Consider the following 21,566-nt stretch of genomic DNA (forward strand, 5'->3'; position numbering starts at 1 on the left):
TTAACAATAAGGATGTGAATAAATGGATAGTAAAAAATGTAACCGTGAAGCACCAGGAGATTGCGCCACAGCGTTAGGTAGAAATACGGTAGCTAGTGGTGACAACTCTCTTGCTGAAGGTAGAAGTACACGATCAAGTGGGGAAAATTCTCATTCCGAGGGAAGAGATACCATGTCAAGTGGAGATGCCTCACACTCTGAGGGCAGAAACACAATGGCGAGTGGTGATGCATCTCATACAGAAGGCAGAAATACCACAGCTAGCGGTGATGCTTCCCATTCGGAAGGAAAAGACACCGTAGCCCAAGGAGATAACTCTCATGCGGAAGGAGAGGGAACTCAAGCGATTGGAACAGCTTCCCATGCGGAAGGAACAAACTCAAAAGCGAAGGGGCTTCAATCCCATTCCGAAGGAGATTGTACTACGGCATCAGGAAGCTACTCACACTCAGAGGGAACTAAAACGGATGCTGAAGGTGAAGCTTCCCATTCGGAAGGAAGAAATACGACAGCTAGTGGAGATTATGCCCATGCGCAAAATCGAGACACCGTAGCCCAAGGGGATAATTCCACCGCTGAGGGATTAGGTTCTCTTGCTAGAGGATTAAATAGCCACTCGGAAGGATATATTACACAGGCGGATGGAGAAAACGCGCATGCTGAAGGGCGGAACTCGAAAGCAACAGGAGATAATTCCCATGCCGAAGGTAGAGACACACTTGCACAAGGAGATAATTCCCATGCCGAAGGAGAAGGGACGATGGCAACGGGTATTGGTGCGCATGCAGAGGGAACAAATACAGTTGCTTCTGGTGAACAGTCTCATGCAGAAGGAATAGATACAATAGCCAGTGGAGATTTTTCACATGCGGAAGGATTTCGAACAGAAGCGAATGGTCTTCGTTCCCATGCGGAAGGTAGTGTAACGTTTGCACAAGGAGATTTTTCTCATGCGGAAGGACGCGTTACAAGAGCTACTCAAGATGCATGTCATGCCGAAGGATTTAGAACGATGGCCGATGGAATTAATTCTCATGCTGAAGGATTTTTAACACTAGCCAATGGATTAACCTCCCATGCCGAAGGAAACGAAACGAGAGCTCTAGGAGATAATTCTCATACTGAAGGACGCAATACAATAGCCTTTGTTGATAATTCTCATGCCGAAGGACAGAGAACGAGAGCCGAGGGAATTAATTCTCATGCTGAAGGATTTTTAACAGAAGCCATAGGATTAGCCTCCCACGCCGAAGGCCGTAATACGATTGCTTCCGGTGAGTGCTCCCATGCTGAAGGCAATGCTACCGAAGCATTTGGAGATTTTTCCCATTCCGAGGGGGCTGTTACAATTGCTAATGGTGCTCAGTCTCATGCTGAAGGATTTTTAACAGAAGCCATAGGCGAAGCTTCTCATGCTGAAGGATTTTTAACAGAAGCCATAGGCGAAGCTTCTCATGCAGAAGGAGAGGCAACCACAGCCCAAGGAGATAATGCTCATGCCGAAGGATTTGAAACACAAGCGAATGGTCTTCGTTCCCACGCAGAAGGAGAGGCAACCACAGCCCAAGGAGATAATGCTCATGCTGAGGGAAATTCAACGAATGCATTAGCAAATGACTCACATGCTGAAGGATTTCGAACACAAGCGAATGGTCTTCGTTCCCACGCTGAGGGAGCCCTTACAATTGCTAATGGCACACAATCTCATGCTGAAGGTTTCTTTTCAGAAAGTACGGGTTTCAGTAGTCATGCTGAAGGTGATGCTACAGAGGCATTGGGCGATTCTTCTCATGCTGAAGGGTTTCGAACACAAGCGAATGGAAATTTTTCTCATACTGAAGGTTGTAACACTGTGGCTTTTGAAGAATGTTCTCACGCTGAAGGTAGGAATACAAATGCTCGAGGTATAAACGCTCATGCTGAAGGTGAGGGTTCTATGGCCTTTGGAACTGCATCCCATGGGGAAGGTAGCGATACAGACGCATTAGGAGATAGTTCCCATGCGGAAGGATTTCGAACACAAGCGAATGGTCTTCGTTCTCATGCAGAGGGAGCCCTTACAATTGCCAATGGTACACAATCTCATGCTGAGGGTTTCTTTTCAGAAAGTACGGGTTTCAGTAGTCATGCTGAAGGCTGTAATACTGTAGCTTTAGGAGATTGTTCTCACGCCGAAGGAAGCAATACAAGAGCGGAAGGCTTTGCTTCTCATGCTGAAGGTTGTGATACGGTAGCTTTAGATGATTGCTCTCACGCCGAAGGAAGCAATACAAGAGCGGAAGGATTAGCCTCCCACGCCGAAGGTTGTAACACAATTGCCTCAGGCGAATGCTCTCATGCTGAGGGAAATGGTACAGATACAAATAATAGAGTAAATGCGCATATTATGGGACGTTCAGGTCAAGCGGTTGAAGATAACTCCTGGCATTTAGTGAATGATACTTTAATGGCTCTTATTAACGGAAACACAGGAGATGCATGTTTTGCAGGTGAAATTACTTCAGGCAGAGGATGCGATTTCGCTGAACTATTTGAAACGTTGGACGGTAAACCCATTGATGTTGGATATTTTGTCACAATGGAAGGAAAGAAAATAAGGAGAGCTTCTGATAAAGATAATTATATTTTAGGTGTAACCAGTGCTGTCCCTGGTTTCTTAGCAGGTAGTTCGGGTTATGAATGGAATAAGCGTTTTATGACAGATAGATGGGGTCGAGTGTTATATGAAGAGGTGACCATTCCAGCGGAAAAAGATGATAAGGGTAACATCATCTCACCTGAGCGAATCGAAAAAAGACAAAAGCTAAATCCAGAATATGATCCAGATCAACAGTATGTTCCAAGAGCAAAAAGACCAGAATGGGAAGCTGTTGGATTAGTTGGACAATTATTAGTAAGAGACGACGGGACATGTGAAGTAGATGGATATTGTAAACCTAACGCTGATGGAATTGCCACAAGAGCTCATAGTGGTTATCGAGTGATAGAACGAACAGATGAAGACCAAATTTTAATTATTATAAATTAACATCAAAGGAGAGCTGTTTAATGGAAAGCAGAGAAAAGTTAAGGGAAGAGTTGTTAGAAAGAGCAAAGGATAAAACCAGAGATCATAAAACAATGGAAAATAGAAGAGAACGGTTAAGAGAAGAGTTATCAGAAGTCATGGCTCGAGAAAAGGACAGAAAGAAAGAAATCATTGAAGAACTAAAAAGTTCTATGGATAAATATGAAGAAAGAATGAAAGATTCAAAAGTGAGTAAAGAACGTATAGAAAAGAGACGTAAGCGAATAGATGAGCTCATTCAAAGAGTTGAAGAGCGAAGTGAACAATCAATAAAAAGATTACAAGATAGAATTTAAAAGTAAAACCATTTAAAAGAGGTGGAAGATATGCCATCAATATTAGGTGTTGCCAAAATCATTAATGTTTCGGGTGGAAGTAAAGTACGTGCAGGAGATTCAGTTCAGATCACACCTGTAGAATACACAAAAGCATATGCTGGTAGTGGTTGTTTTAATAGAGGAGATTTACCAAGAACGAATAATTTTGTGAGCACAACAAATACAATTGATGCTGATATAAAAGATGATACTCAAGATAATTTTGGAATCGAGGATAATGTGTTTCCTTTTTTATTTGTTTAAAATGGCGTTTTGTTATTAGAGTTGCTGAATAATGGCAAAAAAGAAAAAATAAATTTTATATTAGATTCCTTTAAGCACTCATAGTAGTGCTTTTTATTATGTCTACAAAAACAAACTCAAACCAATATTTGGAGGTGGGGTGATGACGTAAATGAATTGGGAAGAAATAAGGAAAGAATATGAAACAACAGATATCACCTTAAAGGACTTAGCTGAGAAGCATAATCTTAAACTCGGTACTTTAAAGAGTAGAAAGAGCAGAGAAAAGTGGAAGAAGGATGCAACCATAAAGAAAAAGGTTGCAAAGGATGCATCCAAGAAAAATAAAGCAGTAAAGAGCCTAGTTGAATCGGATCAATTAACCGATAAACAAAGGCTTTTTTGTATTCACTATGTTAAATCCTTCAATGCAACCCAAGCAGCTATCAATGCAGGGTATGCGGCAGATAGTGCACATGTAGAAGGTAATAGACAGTTAAGAAATGTTAAGGTTTCACAAGAAATTAAACGTCTAAAAGGTGCCATGGTTGAAGAAGTGTTCTTAGATGGAATGGATGTCTTAAATGAATATATTAAAATCGCTTTTGCGGATATAACAGACTTTATCACTTTCTTTAGAAAAGACATTGTCACAGGAAATGTCGAAGCACTTCTGAATTCAGATCTAAGTGTTAAGGACATCGTTCCAATGCTGCAATCATCAAATGAGGTCTACTTTAAAGACATGGACCAAGTAGATGGAAGAATGATCAGTGAAGTGAAGAAAAGTAAGGACGGTATCTCTATCAAACTCCACGATAAAATGAAGGCCTTAGAGAAACTAGAAAAGTATTTTGATCTATTACCAGATCAGCATAAGAGAATGTTAGAAACTGCAAAATCAGAGTTGGATCAGAAGAAATACGAACTAGATAAACGAATAGTGGAATTAAGAGAGAAACAACAGGAGAGTGATGTGTGGTAGCATGGCTAAACATGAAGTATTAAAGCGGTTTTATAATTCGGATAAGTGGGTCACTTTCAGATTAGGTTTAATCAACGAACGAGGGAATACATGTTCAAGGTGTAATCAGATCATAGCAAAATCAAAAGACCTTATAGGACACCACAAAGTAGAACTTATACCTGAGAATGTACATGATCACAACATAAGCTTAAACCCTGAGTTAGTAGACTTAGTGTGCTTTGATTGCCATAACTTAGTGCATCACCGATTTGGATATAAGGCAGAAAAGAAAGTTTACCTGGTATATGGTCCACCACTATCAGGGAAGACAACGTTTGTAAAAGAAAGAGCCATAAGAGGGGATCTTGTCGTTGATATGGATATGTTATATTCTGCTGTATCGATGCAACCTTTTTTTGATAAGCCTGACAATCTCTTGATGAACGTAAGAGGGATATACAACCAACTACTAGACAACATCAAAGTAAGGCATGGTAAATGGCATAACGCTTGGATCATAGGAGGGTATGCAGATAAGTATAAGCGAGAGAAGGTTGTAAATGATTTAGGTGCTGAACCTATATTCCTAGATGTGAGTAAAGAGGAATGCTTACAACGTTTAGCAGTAGATGAAGAAAGACAATACAGGCAGGATGAATGGCAAGGATACATTGAGAATTGGTTTGATTATTATACTGAATAAGGAGGAGGTTATTAAATCATCTTCTAGAGATGAGGGACTATGAATAACAACCTATATTTTCATGATTAAATTTTCTTTTATGCATCCGTCCAATCCAATTTATGATTTCGCGAATATGCTATCATAAACGATTTCGAAAAAATGGTGAGGAGTGAACAACATGGTCATTAACGTTCCAGCAGATCAGCCGACGATTAATGCCGCATTGGCAGTAGCAAGTGCTGGGGATACCATCAGAGTAGCAGCTACTACCTGTAATGAATCAATAACAATAGGAACAGGGTTGGATTGCATCCGAATTATAGGAGCAGGGATAGGAAAAACAATTATAGACGGAACAGGTTTAGGAGTGGTTAATGGTATAGATATACAAGATTCATCAATGGTTACACTTGAAAAGATTACTGTTCAAAATTTTGAAGGTAGAGGGATTTTGATTCAAACAAGTGATAATATCATAAATCAAGTAAAATCACAAAATAATCAAAACAATGGAATGGAAATAGACATAGAGGCTGAAAGGAATTTAATTATTGACTCGGAAGCCAGTTTCAATTCAAGCGATGTAAATCCATTCATAAATGGAATTGAAGTGAATGGAAATCATAATTATATGGTCAAATGCAAGTGCGTTGGAAATTTAGATGATGGATATGATTTGGAAGGCTCCAATAACTTTTTGTATTTATGTCTTGCAAAAGAGAATGGTGACGATGGTTTTGACGTAAACTTTGTTGATGAATTCAATATGTTTATATGCTGTCAGGCGGTTAAAAATAAAGAGGAAGGTTATGATATAGACTCAAATAGAAATTTGTGTTTGTGGTGCAAATCGCTACTTAATGGTGGTAATGGATTTGAACTCAATAATAATGAAAATCTTCTTTGGGGCAATGAAGTGAAGTGTAATAATGGAATTGGAATTATTGCATTGAACAATAATCAGATGATCCAAAATAAAGTCGTAGGAAATGGATTTAACGGAGTTGAGATTAATGGAAATGGGAATATAGTAGACAATAACTGTATTGAAAATAATACAAATCAAGGAATACTAATTAATCCAAATTCTATTGATAACGTCATCCGATCTAATAAATTAGCAGGTAATACTCCAGATATAGATAATGAAGGGATGAATACGTTATTTGACAACAACAAATGTAGAACGAGTGATCCAGCGGGTTTATGTCAAATAAATAATGAAGTGATAGTAAATGAAGGTGAGAGTATTCAAGCTGCCATTAATGCTGTGACAACAACTGAAGGTTTTACAATTCGAGTAGGTGCAGGAACATTTCCTGAAATCCTCAATATTGCTCTAGGGAAAGATCGCATCCGCATCATCGGTGCTGGACAAGGAAAAACGATCATAGATGGAGTAGGTCTAGGTGGAATAGGAATTAATATTGATGAGTCTTCTTTTGTGACCATAGAAAATTTAACCGTTAAAAATTGTGATAGCTCTGGAATACGAATTAATACTAGTGATAATATACTACATTGTGTAACTGTGTTTGGAAATTTAAACGATGGTATGTTCATAACGGGATTAAGCGAACGAAATATGATCATGAATTGCGATTCGAGTGGAAATAATGGTTTGGGAATTTCAGTAGACGGCGATCACAACTATATCATTTGTAGTCAGTGTAATAGAAATAGCTTAGAGGGTATAAGATTTAATCAGAGTGAGTTTAACCTGGCATTTCATAATTTTTGTGATGGAAATCTTGAAGGAATAGAGCCGGCTGGCGAAAATAATTTTATTATTAGTAATTGTGTATTAAATAATGAGGATGGTATTGAAGCAGAGCGTGATTTCAATTTATTCCTTTGGAACAAAGCATGTAATAATAACCGTGATGGAATTGATGTAGAAGATAGTAATAATTTAGTTTGGGGAAATATTTGCAGCAATAATGAACGTGATGGAATCTTTATTCAAGAAGATAACAATAGAATTATACACAATATCATAAAGAACAATGGAGCACGAGGAATAAGAATTAGACCTTTTGATGATTTCAATATCATTGACAACAATACCATAATAAACAATTCACAAGAAGGTATATTGATACTAGGAGATAATAACAAAGTCCGTTCCAATTGTTTAATAGGAAACAATCTAGATATTAATGACCAAGGTACAAACAGTATTATTGATGAAAACAAATGTCAAACGAGTATTCCTGATGGACTTTGTGAAAATTGTTAAATATGAAAGCTATAAGCCGTTGTTCATTCAATGGTTTATTTTAGTTTCTTTTTGTTGAGGCCCCCCCATTAGATTTTAAGACTATACAGCTAAATGACCGTACTGTGCACACAATTTACACACAGACCTAAAATTTTGAAATTGACTGGAGGTTTTTTGAATGGATACGAAAAGGGAAATTTATAAGAGAGAACATGAGAAATTAACCGATATATTCAAAGATGTTGAAGAATCTAAAAGGAAGTTAGTTGAAGGTTTGATTGATGATGCTGCATATCTCAAAGCGGAAAATTCCGTTCTTAAAAAAGTGTTATTGAAAACAGGCATGGTTAAGGTTCACCCAGAACGTCCAGAACTTCAAAAGCCTGTAGAAGCTGCTAAACAATACAGACAAAACATTAATAGTTATGCTGTAGCTATTAAAACACTGAGTGGGGTTCTTCAAAAGAATGTTATAGATGAAGACGATGATATGGATGAGTTTGAATGAATAATTATCCTTATAACGTTATTCAGACTGAGTACAATGGGACTCACTCTCACTTATTGGAATATATCCGTAAATGTAAGTCAGGTGAAATCCTGATCGGTCATGAACTCATGTTAATGCTGGATAAACTACTTTCACATTTTGATGATCCTGAAATTAAAATAGAATTTGAAGATGGACATAAAAGGATTAAGTTTATAGAAACAAAGTGTAAGCATTTTGAAGCTCCATTTGCAGGAAAACCATTTATTTTAGAGTTGTTTCAAAAAGCGTTTGTTGAAGCAATATATATTTTTAAAATTTATGATGATGAAATTAATCGATGGGTAAGACTCTATCAAGATATTCTTTTTTTGGTTGCAAGGAAAAACGGTAAAACACCACTAATCTCAGCGCTTTGTCTAGCTGAGTTTTTTTGTGGTGAATTAGGTACTAGGATTTTATGTTCAAGCAACGACTACGAGCAAGCAGATTTAATGTTTCAGGCCATTGATTCGATGCGAGAGGAAAGCAGTTCCCTAGAGAAAAGAACAAGGAGCAATATCAAGGGGATTTTCTTCGGGAATCCAAAAAGACCAAAGAAAAAAGGGAAGTTCAGTTATAAGAACAAAGGTCAAATCAAGAAGATATCTGCAAAAACAGGAGCAAAAGAAGGAAAAAACATTAAAGTCGGGGCAGTTGATGAAGTGCATGAATTGAAAGACAACACTTCAACCATGCCAATTCGTCAAGCTGTATCGACGCAAGATGAACCCCTTTACATCGAACTTACAACGGAAGGGGTTGTTAATGATGGGTATTTAGACGAGAGAATGGTTGAAGCTAGACAAGTACTGGACGGGGAACTTGATAGACCTCGTTGGTTAATTTGGCTTTATACACAAGACAATGAACAAGAGGTATGGCAGGTTGAAAACACTTGGGTTAAATCTAATCCAGGTCTAGGAGTCATAAAGAAAAGAAGTTTCTTGAAAAAGATGATTGATGAAGCTAAAACTAGTAAGTCTATGCGAGTATTTGTTTTATCGAAAGATTTCAACATTAAACAAAATAATGCTACAGCATGGTTAACTACAGAGGACATTGTAAATGAAGAGACTTTTGATATAGAAGATTTTCGAAACTCTTTTGCTATAGGAGCAGTGGATCTCTCTAAATCAGGAGATTTGGCCAGTGCAAGAATTCTGATGATGAAACCTGGTAGTCAAAAGAAATATATGTATCAAAAATACTTCATTCCAGAATCTAAACTCAATGATTTATCAAAAACAGATCGTGAAAGATTTGAAGGATGGATAAAACAGGGCTATATAGAAGTGTCTGAAGGAAATGAGAATGACTTTAGTTTGGTTACAAATTGGTTTGTGAGATTGTATAAGGATTATGGAATCAGAGTATTTAAGACAGGCTACGATAAATGGTCGGCTGTTTATTGGGCTAAAGAAATGGATGAATTTGGATTCGATTGCGTTAGAGTAGCTCAAGAATTTGGGAGCATGTCGGAACCTATGAAGTTAGTAGAAGCAGATTTGAAAAGTAATCTAATCGTTTATAACAACAACCCAGTTGATAAATGGTGTCTTGAAAATACTGCATTAAAGCTAAATTCAAAAATGGATATGATGCCGGTTAAGGTTCAAGGCAAAGAGGATCAGAAAATAGATGGTGCGGTTACGAAAGTTATTGTTTATAGAGTATATATTGACAACCGCACTGAATTTTTGTCGTTAGTAGGGAGGTGATGAATTGGGTTTTTTTAACTCAATGAAAGGTTTTTTAAACAAAAATAATAAATATATGCAGCAAGCTAAACTTTTAAATGGTTATACACCTATCTTTAATCAATTTGGAACTGATATATATGCTTCTGACGTTATACAGTCAGCCATCGATTGTATAGCTACTGAATGCAGTAAGTTACAACCAAAGCATATTAGAATGGACAGTAATGGTATGCAGACAATTGTAAAAGGAAGTATAAATCGTTTGTTTAAGTTCAGTCCAAATGAGTTAATGACTACAAGAGATTTCATAGAGAAAGTGATATGGCTTCTATATATGAATAATAATGCCTTTATTTATCCGACTTACGATCTTGTACGTTATGAAGGTACGGAAAATAGGGAATACACTGGCTTTTATCCGATAAACCCAGCACAAGTGACGTTCCTGCAGGATTCTACTAGTAAATTCTTTGCAAAGTTCTCTTTCTCCAATGGTCAAGAATATACCTTGCCATATAGTGATGTTATTCACTTGCGTAAAAAGTTTTCAGTAAATGAAGTCATGGGAGGTGGAATGAACGGTCAAGCAGATAACTCAGCTATATTGAAAGTATTAGAGATTAACGACACTGTATTACAAGGATTAGATAAAGCAATTAAAAAGAGTTTATCGGTTACAGGTATTTTAAATATAAAAACTATGCTAGAAGATAAGAAACAGGAGGAAGAGCGAAAAAAGTTTGAAGCAGCTATAAAAAATAATGAATCAGGAATAATCGCCTTAGATTTAAAAGGTGATTATACCGATATTAAAGCAAATCCTAAGATTATCGACAAAGATACGTTACAATTCTTAGACAATAAGGTCCTTCGATATTATGGTGTTCCAATTCCAATACTCAGTGGTGATTTTACCGATGAACAGTACCAAGCATTTTATGAAAAAACACTTGAACCTATCATTATTAGTTTGGGACAAGCATTTAGTAAAACCCTTTTTACTAGTAGCCAGCTAAATCATGGGAATGAAATTATTTTTTATCAAAAAGACATGATGTATTTGAGTACGTCAGCTAAGTTGGACCTACTTAAAACAGCAGGAGAACAAGGGTTATTAACAGATAATCAAAAACTAGCATTAATAGGCTATCCTCCAATTAAAGGTGGCGAGAAGAGGACAATGTCGTTGAATTACATTGATGTAGATTTGGTTAACTCCTACCAGATGGGAAGGGCTAAAAACGGAAACACAAATTCAGAAGGAGAAACATCATAGCAATAAGCATCCAAATGGGTGTTTTTTTATTTTTCAAGGAGGGATTTGAGTGGGTGAAAAAAAGTTACCGAATAAGAATGAAAAGGTAATCCGTAGTTTTGGAATGCCAGATGTTAGAGCTGGCGAAGGACAAAACACTATAGAAGGTCATGCTGCTGTATATGATCAAAAAACGAATATAGGGGGGTGGTTCAATGAAGTGATTGAGAAAGGGGCATTTGATGGTACAGACTTTGACGATGTTTTATTTAGCACAAATCATGACTTAAGGAAGATTCCTTTAGCGCGAAGTAGACGAAACAACAGTAACTCAACAATGCAATTAAGTGTTGATGATCAAGGTTTGTTTATGCGTGCGAATCTTGATACTGAAAACAACGCTGATGCTAAAAGCTTATATTCTTCAGTTGAAAGAGGGGATCTGGATGGCATGAGTTTCATTTTTTATGTTCAGGAGGAAAAATGGGAGGACCTAGATAGTGATATGCCAACTAGACGTATTCAAAAGATTAAGAAGGTTATAGAAGTTTCTGCTGTCACGTTTCCAGCTTACTCTGGAACTGATATACATGCTCGAGACAAAGAGGCATTGGATAATGCCAAACTAGCATTGGATAATGTTAGGTCAAAAGAATTGGATAATTCGGAAAACGAGCAACTTGAGTTAGAAAAATTAAGACTAGAAACATTATATTAATAGAAAGGTAAGTGAATTAAATGAAAGATTTCTTATTAAAACAAATAAAGGCAAAAGAAGAAGCAAGAGCAGCATTAAAAGAAAAGGGAAAGAACAGCGAGAGCATTGAGGAAGTGAGAAGCATTGGGGAGCAAATTGAGGCATTGAATAATGAAATTACTGAATTTAGAATGCAGTTAGAAGCTATCCCAGAGGATAATGGAACTCAGATTCCTAATAGCGGATCTAATCCAGAGAGAGAACAAAGAACTACACCACAAGGTCAATTAAATCCACTTGCCACATATGGTATAGGTCAACAACAAGCACAACAAAGAGCTGCTGAACCAGAAGATCATTACGCAACCATTGAATATCGAAAAGCATTTATGGAGTTTGCTAAGACTGGAAACATATCACCTGAACTTAGAGCCGGTGCTACTACAACTACCGGGGATGTATCTGCAGTGATCCCTTCTACTATTCTTAATGAAATTATTAAAAAAGTAACTTCTTATGGACAGGTGTTTAGTCGTGTTAGGAAATTGAGTATCAAAGGTGGAACTACCATTCCTGTTTTATCGCTTAAACCGCAGGCTACTTGGATAGGTGAGAATAATTCATCTGATAAGAAAAAAGTTCAAGCTAATAGTAACATTTCATTTAGTTATTACGGATTGGAATGCAAAGTTTCAACTTCTTTATTAGCTGACACTGTAACATTAACTGGATTTGAAAATACGATTACTGATCTTATTACAGAAGCAATGGTTAAAGCATTAGATTTTGCCATTATTAAAGGTGACGGAACAGGAAAGGCGCTTGGAATCACTTTGGATAGTCGCGTGCCAAACACACAAGTTATCACCCTTTCTTCGAGCGAGTTTGAAAGTTGGAGTGCTTGGAAAAAGAAAGTTTTTGCAAAGATGCCTTTAAGTTATAAAGCAGGGGCAACATTTTTAATGGCTTCAGGTACGTTTGAAGGCTACATTGATGGTATGACTGATGCTAACGGACAACCTGTAGGACGTATAAACTATGGTATTACTAACGGCCCTCAAGAAAGGTTTGGTGGGAAAGAAGTTATTCAAGTTGAGGATGACGTTATCTCACCATATGATGATGCTGCAGACAATGAAGTTGTTGCTGTCTATTGTAATTTAAGCAATTATGGTTTCAATAGCAACATGCAAATGATGATGTACCGTTATTTCGATCATGATACAAATGAATGGGTGGATAAAGCAATCTTAATTGCTGATGGTAAACTTATCGACCCAAATGGAGTCGTTATTATCAAAAAGGGAGTAGCGACCTAAGAGAGAGGATATAAGTCCTCTCTCTTTTTTAAATCTTATGTGACGAGGTGATAAACAATGGCAAAAGCCAAAAATAATGATAAAGAAAAGACAGAAACAATTGAAACCAAACAGTCAGAACCACAAAAAGAGAAACCTGAGATAGTAGAAAATAAGAAAGCAAATACAGTTAAACAAGCAGATGATATTATTTACTTTCAAGCTAAAAAAGCATTATCTAAAGCAGAGCATGAGCAGCTATCCCAAAAAGTACGTTTTGAAAATGAACAAACAGGATTAAACATTGTCTTGGTACCTCATAGTGTTGACTTGAAAGTCGGTGCTGGTGATGGCAAATGAGGAATTACTTAATCAATGTAAAATAGGTTTGAACCTATCATTTGAGAGTACAGAATTTGATAGTATTTTGACTCAGAAATTATTAGCGGTTCAATCTTTCATGAGAAATGCAGGAGTATCAGAATCAAAAATGGATGATCCTCTAGCAGTAAGTGTTATCGTTATGGGTGTAGGTGATCTTTGGCAAATAGATAGTGGGGAAGTTAAATTTTCTCCTGCCTTTAATACGTTATTGACTCAATTGACTTATGACGAGGTGGTGGAGGAATGAGATTAGATCAAGTCATAAAACTATTGAAGATTGAAGATGGAATAAATGATAATGGCTTCCCTGAAAAGATTGTTGTGGATCAAAAAGAGATTCTAGCAGCAAAGAGAAGTGTCAAAAGTAATGAATTTTACTCTGCAGCACAAAGTGGATATGAGTTGGAAATTATGTTTGAGGTTCATACTTTAGAGTACGGATCACAAAAACATCTTGAGTATGAAGGTAAGACATACGAGATTGTTCGCACTTATGAAAAAGGAAGATATATTGAACTCATTTGTAAAACATACGATGAAAAACCGTAAGGAAGTGATGTGGTGGGTTTTGAATTGCAAGGAATGAATGACCTAGTTAAAAAACTAGAGCAAATGAGTAACCAAAGTCAAGAGATAGCAGATGAAGCATTGAAAGCAGGGGCGAAAGTTTTAAGAGCAAAAATTGAAGAGTTGGCACCACGATCTACTTACAACAAAGAACATCTAGCCGATAATATTATAATCTCTGCCATTAAAGATGGAAAGTTAAACGTGGGTCCTACACAGGACTTTTTTTACGCTCATTTTTTGGAGTTTGGAACATCTAAAATGGATCCGCAACCTTTTGTACAGCCGGCATTTGAATCTTGTAAAGATGAAATACAACAGGTTATGTCCAGCGTCATTAAAAGTAGGTTGAAACTATGAGTATCAATGCAATCATCATAAACTCTTTAAAAGATATCGGGGTACCTGTAGGTTTTCAAAACTACTCAGGAAGTCAAAAAACATACATTTCATTCTTTGAATATAACCAAAAATCAGGACTCAATGCTGATGATGAAGAACAAAGAACAACACACTTCATACAGATTGATGTGTGGAGTAATACAGACTATACAGAGATAGTAAGCCAAGTAAAACAGGCTATAAAATCAAATGGATTTACAAGAACAAGCGAAGCAGATTTATATGAAAAAGAAACAGGTATTTTTCACAAAGTAATACGATTTAAGGGGGAAATTTAATGAGTGCAATTATTATTGGATTAAAGAACATTCATGTTGCTGAATTGCAAACAGATAATGAAACAGAGGCAACATACGATACACCAAAGCGACTTGCATTAGCGATTGAAGCGAAAATAAAACCGAATGTGAACACAGCGACTTTATATGCTGATGATGGTCCTGCAGCTACAGACAGTAGTTTAGGTGATATTGAAGTAGAATTAAACATTGATTCTCTATCGACTGAAATGCAGGAATTTCTTTTAGGTCATGAAGTAAATGCTGAGGGAGTGTTGATTAAAAAGTCAGATGATCAAGCTCCTTATGTTGCGTTAGGATTTAATTCACCCACAAGTGATGGAAACAATCAATTTGTGTGGTTGTATAAAGGAAAGTTTGAATTACCGGAAGCAAACTATAAAACAAAAGGAGAAAACATCGAATATCAAACACCCACCATTACAGGTAAGTTCATTAAACGTGAATTTGACAACGCATGGAAAGCAACAGTGATGAGTGGGGATGCAGGTGTTAGTGCAACAGTGATTACGAATTGGTTTACTGGCGTATATAAAGAAACAGCGTAAGAGGCTATGATTTCATAGTCTCTTTTTAATATAAGGAGGGTTAAAAATGGGAAAGAACGTGACTCAAAAAGGGGTAAAAATTGAATTAGGTGGGAAAGAACGAAAATTATTATTTGATTTGAACAGTCTTGTTGAATTGGAAGAACATTATGGTGATATACAAGAAGCATTCAATCAGTTACAGAAAATGAGTTTTAAAGCGACTCGCAAATTACTCCATGCAGCATTAGCACATGAGAATTTAACAGAAACGGAAGTAGGAAGCCTGATTGATATGTCTAACATGTCAACCGTAATGTCAAAAATAACAGAAGCATTTGAAAGTTCATTACCAGAAACGAATGATTCAAAAAACAAGCAAGCCAGTCTCAAAAACAAATAGATTGGGACTGGCTATATTATTGTGGAACGGTTCTTTTAGGGATGGATGAAAAGACATTTTGGAAATGTACATTGAGAAAAATATATGGACTTATAGAAGTACACATTAGAATTCATAACTCTAAGAGTCAGGATCGACAAGAACAAACAGGTTTCATTGATCAGGTATGGTAAGGGGGTGGACAGATGGAAGAAGTAGGAGCGCTAAAGGTTAATCTCGGATTGGATAGTGCTGAATTTACAAAAAGTATTACAGACATAAATAGAAAATTAAAAGCTGTAGAAAGCGAATTTAAGGTTGCAAGTACGAGTGTAGATGGGTTTGGATCAAGTGTTGATGACTTGAAAGTTATATCGGATAATCTTTCTACCAAACTTCAATTGCAGTCTGAAAAAGTAAGAACTCTTCGTGATAAATACGAAGAAAGCGTAAAGACAAAGGGAAAAGAAGCTAGAGAAACTGAAAATCTTCTAATTCGATATAACAAAACCGTTTCTGCCATGAACAGCACTCGAAAAGAATTAGATAAAGTTAATGCAAAGATCGAAGACCAAACCAACACATGGAAAAAATTAAAGAAACATATGGATGAAGTATCGAACTCTCTAAAAAAAGCAGGAAGTTCATTGGGCAGTATTGGCAAAGATTTATCGCTAAAACTAACGGCTCCCATTTCAGCTATGGCTACTGGCATCGTAGTAGCAGGTGCGAATTTTGAAGAAGCAATGTCAAAAGTAAAAGCGATATCTGTAGCGACTGAAAATGATGTATTGAAACTTAAAAACCAAGCAAAAGAATTGGGGTCAACCACTAAATTTTCAGCTACAGAGGCAGCGGAAGGTATGCAGTTTTTATCGATGGCCGGATTTGAAACACAGGAGATACTATCGTCTATGCCTGGGCTACTCGATCTTGCAGCAGCCGGTGCCTTAGATTTAGGTGCTGCCGCAGATATAACGTCAAATATCATGAGTGCTTTTGCAATAGAAGCATCTCAAACGGGACATGTTTCAGATGTAATCGCAAAAGCAGCATCATCAGCCAATACGAGTGTTGAACAACTAGGTGAAGCCATGGTTTATCTAGCTCCGTCTGCACAATCACTTGGATGGTCGATTGAGGAATCCACAGCCGCAGTCATGTCACTTTCGGATGCAGGGATTCAAGGACAAAAAGCAGGTGCTGCATTTTCAACCAGCTTAACGCGTTTAGCAAAACCAACTGGAAAAATGTCTGGGTTAATGGAAGTATTAAGTTTGAACTTTTTTGATACTGAAGGAAAGATGAAACCACTTCCTGATTTAGTTGGAGATTTGCAGAATGCAACCCATGAAATGAGTGAAGAACAAAAAGCAGCAACACTGGCTACGATTTTTGGTTCAGAAGCATATAAACATTGGGCGGTGTTACTTGAAGCAGGGTCAAATACCCTTGGTAAAAATACACAAATGCTGATTAACGCAGATGGTGCAGCTCGTAAAATGGCGGAGACCATGAGCGATAATACGAAGGGAGGATTTAAGGAATTTCAATCAGCTTTAGAAGGCCTAGCGATAACCCTTTCAGATTATATACTACCTCACATAAATAAGGTTTTAGAATCGGTAACGAATATGATTCGTAAATTTGGTGAAATGGACTCAGGGACACAAAAATTAATATTAGTTTTAGCTGGTATTGCGGCAGCTATAGGGCCTATTCTTGTCATAATAGGGACTTTAGTAAGGTCAATTGGATCTATTCTTTCGGTCATCACACCTGCTATTTCTGCTATTGGTGGTGCAGGAGGATTTTCTGCTGTATTAGCAGCAATCACAGGACCTATTGGTATTGCAGTGGCAGCCATAGCAGGATTGATTGCTATATTTGTAACCTTGTATAAAAAGAATGAAACCTTCAGAGATGGTGTAAAAAAAATATGGGATAGAATCAAGAGTGCTTTTAGTACAGCATTAGGATTTATAAGTTATATAGTTCGACAAGTCATGGGTGCGGTAACTGGATTTTTCAACGAACAACTTGAGAAAATAAAAGGCTTTTGGGATGAAAATGGCGAGAGTATTATGGAAATAGTTAATGTTTTCACTACTTATATCTCTGAGGCGATAGAAGTAGCCATGTCATATATCCAAGCAGTTTTTCAAACGGTCTGGCCCATCATCAAAGGCATTGTTGAAATAGCGTGGGAAGGTATTAAACTCACGATCAATAATGTCACTGATATTATTATGGGTATTATCCAAACCTTTATAAAGCTTTTTCAAGGGGATTGGGAAGGTGCTTGGGAAACTGTAAAGGAAACCTTTTGGAACGTATGGGATAACATCAATGAGTATTTTTCAGGGTTAGGTGACACTTTGTTTGAAATGGGAAAAGATGCTATTCAAGGGTTTATTGATGGGATTGGTGGCTTGAAAGATAAGGTGATCGAAAAGGCTAAAGAATTAGCTGAAACATTGCCGAATTGGGTTAAAGACCTTCTAGGAATTAACTCACCATCCAGAGTCATGAGAGAATTAGGAGAATGGGCAGGGAAAGGGTTTGTGGATGGCATTGGAAATACACAAGAGGATATTGAAGATCAAGGAGAGCTACTTTCTAAGGCCATTATTCCAGACATTTTAGGACCTGTTAAAATCACTGAAAAGAATTTAAAAAAGTTAGAATCCATTGTTGAGGGATCAGCCGAAGATAGATACAAAAACATTAAAAAATGGGTAGATCAAGAAGTCAAACTAGAACAGTTAACACTAACTGAAGAAGCTGCCATATGGAGTGAAGCGACAAGGCTTTTTAAAGAGGGTACAGATGAAAGAATACTAGCCGAACAAAATGTCTTTGATGTACGTAAAGAAATCTATTCAAAGTTAAATACAGCTAGTGAAGCGTTTTTAAAACAGACTCAAGAAATTAACACGAACATCGAAGAAGAAGAACAACGCTTAAATGAAGTATATGAAAAAGCAGTTAAAGAAAGATCCAAATCTATTTATGATTTCAAAGGGTTATTTGAAGAAGTAGTGACTACAGCAGATATTACAGGAAAAGAACTGATTAAAAATTTAGAAGGTCAAGTGAATCATTTAGAAACTTGGTCGGATAATATAGGCCAACTAGTCAAACGTGGAATAGATGAAGGACTCCTGGAAGAATTAAGACAAATGGGTCCCAATGCAGCACCAGAAATTGCAGCGTTATTGAATTTAACGGATGAAGAATTAGTCAAATACGAGGCATTGTGGAAAGAGAAGAGTAGTCTAGCAAGGAAACAAGCACATGCTGAACTGAGTGGTTTACGCTCTGATACTGAGACACAGATCCAACAACTACATTATACATCTTCACAGCAACTTGAAGACGTAAGAAATGAATTTGCTTTAAAAGTGAGTGAAATTCGCGGAGGTACTAACACAACATTTGCTGGTTTACGTGATGATACATCGTTAAATCTTCAATTATTAAATGAGAAAACCACACAGAAATTGGTAGAGTTGAAAGGTGAATTTACAACTAAAACACAAGAAATCCGTAATGATGTGAAAACTGAATTTGTAGCTTTAAAAGAGCAGTTGCCAAGTGTTGGTGAAGATGCAATGCAGGGTTTAATTGATGGAATGAATACAATGAAATCCAAAGTCATTAGCAAAGCAAGAGAAATAGCTAACGTAGTCAAGAGAACGATGGAAGATGCCTTAGATATTCATTCTCCATCAAGGGTTATGATGGATGTAGGAAAGTGGATTCCTATTGGTCTAGCTGAAGGTATGGAAAACAACATCAACTCTGTTATTGCAGCTACAAACAATATGGCACAAGCTACGATTCCAAATATAAACACACCATCATCAAACATGAAATCTGAATCAACTATACCTGTGAAATCCACATCCCTTGTACAAAACGTGACGATAAATAGTCCATCTCCATTATCACCATATGAGACAGCTAGGCAGAACAAAATCATGCTTCAGCAGATGGCAATGGGGTTGAGGGTATGATGAGGATTCATGAAGTGGTATGTACAAATCAAAATGGAGACACTTTGACTATATCTAAATCAAGCAATTTTAAGTTAGTGGAAGACATAGAAACAAGTGGATTGAGTGCAGTTACTAATTATGCTACGAATCATCGAATGCATGGTGCCATTCCTATATCATCTAAATTAGAGCAAAGAGATTTTTCTTTGCTTTTTTATATGCTAGTAGAAAGTAAACAATCTGATTGGATTCAAAGGCAAAGAAATCGAGTATTTAAAGTTTTTAATCCCATATATAACCCCGTACGAATAGAGTTTAAAACAGAGATAAGTGTGTATATTGAAGCTAATGTTGAGACAACACCATATTTTGAGAAAGGAATTGAGAATAATAATTCCACTTGGCAAAAATGTCTTGTTCAACTCTCAGCAGGAAACCCATTTTATCAAAACACAGTAAAAGTAAAAACCGATATAGCGACCTGGACACCGATGTTTGAATTTGAATTAGAGTTTGGCGCGGGTGGAATTGAATTAGGTGAGAGAGTGCCGTCCTTGATTGTCAATGTCTATAATGATGGTCAAACACCAACAGGTATGATAATTCAATTTAGAGCTGTAGGAACGCTTTTAAATCCTTCAATTCTGAATGTTAACACAAGGGAGTATTTCAAACTGAACAAAGATATGGTTGCAGGGGAGGTCATAACAATCAATACCAATCAAGGACAAAAACGAGTGGAGTCACTACTCAACAATGTAACAACAAACATCTTCAATTACATGGACTTTAACAGTGCATTTATGCAGTTAGATGTTGGAGATAACCTCTTTCAATCGAATGCAGAGGAAAGAGTTGAAAACCTAGAAGTCACAATATATCATACTGCACAGTTTTTGGGGGTGTAGAGATGGAATTGTATGTTTTTAATAAGCAGTTTGAAATGATTGGTATTATTGATTCGTTCATCTCTTTGATTTGGACTAGAAACTACTATAAGGCAGGAACAGTTGAACTTCATGTAAATTTACCACAGACAGATGATGAAGCTATCAGAACCCTTCAACTGCTTCAAAAAGGCAACCTTCTAGTTAAGTCCGACAGCTCGGAAGAAGCAGCTTATATTGATTCTATCCTACTTGAAGATGATGAATTAGAAAAAGGCATTGTTCAAGGATTTTTTATAGATCAATTAATTGGTCAAAGAATTGTTTGGGGTACTCAAAATAAAAGTGGATCAGTGGAAGAAGTAATGAAGTATTACGTTAGTCAAAATTGCATTGAACCAGAAAACGTAAATCGTGTCATTCCAAACTTGGTACTTTCTCAAAACAGAAGTATAGAAACACATGCGAATGAATCAGTATCATATAAAAATCTTGCTGAGTTTATGGAAACACTAGCAAATAAACATGATGTAGGTTGGAGAATACTCTTTGATATAACGAACAAACAATACATTTTTGACGTATTCGATGGTTTTAACCGAACTGATGAACAGTTTGAGAATCCTAGAGCCATCTTTGCCTTAGAGTATGAAAATATTCTTAATCAGACGTATTCAGATAGTGTTAGGAACTATAAAAACATGGCTCTTGTTGCAGGTGAGGGTGAAGGATCAGATAGGAAAATTTATTCGATGAATGATGATATGACAGGCTTTGATAGAGTCGAACATTATGTAGATGCTAGAGATTTACAAAGTGAAATTGATGGTCAAGTATTGTCTAATTCAGAATACCAGGAGTTGTTAAAAGAGCGTGGACTTAGTAAGCTTGCAGAACTACAGAGCATTAAAACATTTGAAGCTGGCATTTCTTTGTACTCAAACCTTGTATACAAGCAGGATTTTGGTTTAGGAGATCTGGTTACGATTAAAAACAAACGCTGGGGTATTCAACTAAATACACGTATTACGTCAATTGAAGAAGTGTATGAAAATGATGTTGTAGATATTCGAGTTAACTTTGGAAACAACATTCCAACTTTGATAGATAATATAAAGAGCAGAATGGGGTGATT

General features: G+C 36.8%; 21 protein-coding genes. All 21 read left to right on the forward strand.

Annotated features, from left to right (window positions below; genetic code table 11):
* The first annotated feature begins 22 nt into the window (after nt 1–22).
* Nucleotides 23–3,028 carry a peptidase G2 autoproteolytic cleavage domain-containing protein gene (locus VQL36_RS05435; protein ID WP_349248335.1) on the forward strand — a complete coding sequence of 1,002 codons (3,006 nt, stop codon included), beginning with the start codon at nt 23–25 and terminating at the stop codon, nt 3,026–3,028.
* Nucleotides 3,029–3,048: 20 nt separating this feature from the next.
* A complete protein-coding gene (locus VQL36_RS05440; protein WP_349248336.1) occupies nt 3,049–3,363 on the forward strand; it encodes a hypothetical protein in 315 nt (104 codons plus the stop codon).
* Nucleotides 3,364–3,393: 30 nt separating this feature from the next.
* Nucleotides 3,394–3,648, forward strand: a complete 255-nt coding sequence (locus VQL36_RS05445) for a spore germination protein (protein ID WP_349248337.1) — start codon at nt 3,394–3,396, stop codon at nt 3,646–3,648.
* A gap of 151 nt (nt 3,649–3,799) precedes the next feature.
* Entirely contained in the window at nt 3,800–4,612 is an 813-nt protein-coding gene (locus tag VQL36_RS05450) for a terminase small subunit (RefSeq protein ID WP_349248338.1), read from the forward strand.
* Nucleotide 4,613: 1 nt separating this feature from the next.
* Nucleotides 4,614–5,297 (forward strand): hypothetical protein, encoded by a 684-nt coding sequence (locus VQL36_RS05455; protein WP_349248339.1) that lies wholly within the window; start codon nt 4,614–4,616, stop codon nt 5,295–5,297.
* Nucleotides 5,298–5,457: 160 nt separating this feature from the next.
* The gene (locus VQL36_RS05460) at nt 5,458–7,518 is read left to right on the forward strand and encodes a right-handed parallel beta-helix repeat-containing protein (RefSeq protein ID WP_349248340.1); all 2,061 of its coding nucleotides are present in this window, start codon (nt 5,458–5,460) and stop codon (nt 7,516–7,518) included.
* A 160-nt stretch (nt 7,519–7,678) separates the two neighbouring features.
* Nucleotides 7,679–8,008: a hypothetical protein gene (locus tag VQL36_RS05465; RefSeq protein WP_349248341.1), complete on the forward strand. Its 330-nt coding sequence runs from the start codon at nt 7,679–7,681 to the stop codon at nt 8,006–8,008.
* Nucleotides 8,005–9,750 carry a terminase large subunit gene (locus VQL36_RS05470; protein ID WP_349248342.1) on the forward strand — a complete coding sequence of 582 codons (1,746 nt, stop codon included), beginning with the start codon at nt 8,005–8,007 and terminating at the stop codon, nt 9,748–9,750. Before VQL36_RS05465 ends, VQL36_RS05470 begins: the two co-directional genes overlap by 4 nt.
* 4 nt (nt 9,751–9,754) lie before the next feature.
* Nucleotides 9,755–11,008, forward strand: a complete 1,254-nt coding sequence (locus VQL36_RS05475) for a phage portal protein (RefSeq protein ID WP_349248343.1) — start codon at nt 9,755–9,757, stop codon at nt 11,006–11,008.
* Between the two features lie 49 nt (nt 11,009–11,057).
* Nucleotides 11,058–11,705: an HK97 family phage prohead protease gene (locus tag VQL36_RS05480; RefSeq protein WP_349248344.1), complete on the forward strand. Its 648-nt coding sequence runs from the start codon at nt 11,058–11,060 to the stop codon at nt 11,703–11,705.
* A 20-nt stretch (nt 11,706–11,725) separates the two neighbouring features.
* Nucleotides 11,726–13,003 (forward strand): phage major capsid protein, encoded by a 1,278-nt coding sequence (locus tag VQL36_RS05485; RefSeq protein ID WP_349248345.1) that lies wholly within the window; start codon nt 11,726–11,728, stop codon nt 13,001–13,003.
* Between the two features lie 57 nt (nt 13,004–13,060).
* The gene (locus VQL36_RS05490) at nt 13,061–13,342 is read left to right on the forward strand and encodes a hypothetical protein (protein WP_349248346.1); all 282 of its coding nucleotides are present in this window, start codon (nt 13,061–13,063) and stop codon (nt 13,340–13,342) included.
* Entirely contained in the window at nt 13,332–13,613 is a 282-nt protein-coding gene (locus VQL36_RS05495) for a hypothetical protein (RefSeq protein WP_349248347.1), read from the forward strand. Before VQL36_RS05490 ends, VQL36_RS05495 begins: the two co-directional genes overlap by 11 nt.
* Nucleotides 13,610–13,915: a phage head closure protein gene (locus tag VQL36_RS05500; protein WP_349248348.1), complete on the forward strand. Its 306-nt coding sequence runs from the start codon at nt 13,610–13,612 to the stop codon at nt 13,913–13,915. The genes VQL36_RS05495 and VQL36_RS05500 overlap by 4 nt, the downstream gene beginning before the upstream one ends.
* Before the next feature lie 12 nt (nt 13,916–13,927).
* Nucleotides 13,928–14,293 carry an HK97-gp10 family putative phage morphogenesis protein gene (locus tag VQL36_RS05505; protein ID WP_349248349.1) on the forward strand — a complete coding sequence of 122 codons (366 nt, stop codon included), beginning with the start codon at nt 13,928–13,930 and terminating at the stop codon, nt 14,291–14,293.
* Entirely contained in the window at nt 14,290–14,613 is a 324-nt protein-coding gene (locus VQL36_RS05510; RefSeq protein ID WP_349248350.1) for a hypothetical protein, read from the forward strand. Before VQL36_RS05505 ends, VQL36_RS05510 begins: the two co-directional genes overlap by 4 nt.
* Nucleotides 14,613–15,182, forward strand: a complete 570-nt coding sequence (locus VQL36_RS05515) for a major tail protein (RefSeq protein WP_349248351.1) — start codon at nt 14,613–14,615, stop codon at nt 15,180–15,182. The genes VQL36_RS05510 and VQL36_RS05515 overlap by 1 nt, the downstream gene beginning before the upstream one ends.
* A gap of 46 nt (nt 15,183–15,228) precedes the next feature.
* The gene (locus VQL36_RS05520; protein WP_349248352.1) at nt 15,229–15,564 is read left to right on the forward strand and encodes a hypothetical protein; all 336 of its coding nucleotides are present in this window, start codon (nt 15,229–15,231) and stop codon (nt 15,562–15,564) included.
* Between the two features lie 185 nt (nt 15,565–15,749).
* A complete protein-coding gene (locus VQL36_RS05525; RefSeq protein ID WP_349248353.1) occupies nt 15,750–19,562 on the forward strand; it encodes a phage tail tape measure protein in 3,813 nt (1,270 codons plus the stop codon).
* Entirely contained in the window at nt 19,562–20,452 is an 891-nt protein-coding gene (locus VQL36_RS05530; RefSeq protein ID WP_349248354.1) for a phage distal tail protein, read from the forward strand. The genes VQL36_RS05525 and VQL36_RS05530 overlap by 1 nt, the downstream gene beginning before the upstream one ends.
* Before the next feature lie 2 nt (nt 20,453–20,454).
* The gene (locus VQL36_RS05535; protein WP_349248355.1) at nt 20,455–21,564 is read left to right on the forward strand and encodes a siphovirus ReqiPepy6 Gp37-like family protein; all 1,110 of its coding nucleotides are present in this window, start codon (nt 20,455–20,457) and stop codon (nt 21,562–21,564) included.
* Nucleotides 21,565–21,566: the final 2 nt, after the last annotated feature.

Origin of the sequence: Chengkuizengella sp. SCS-71B (assembly GCF_040100845.1) — a bacterium.
Lineage (GTDB): Bacteria > Bacillota > Bacilli > Paenibacillales > KCTC-33759 > Chengkuizengella.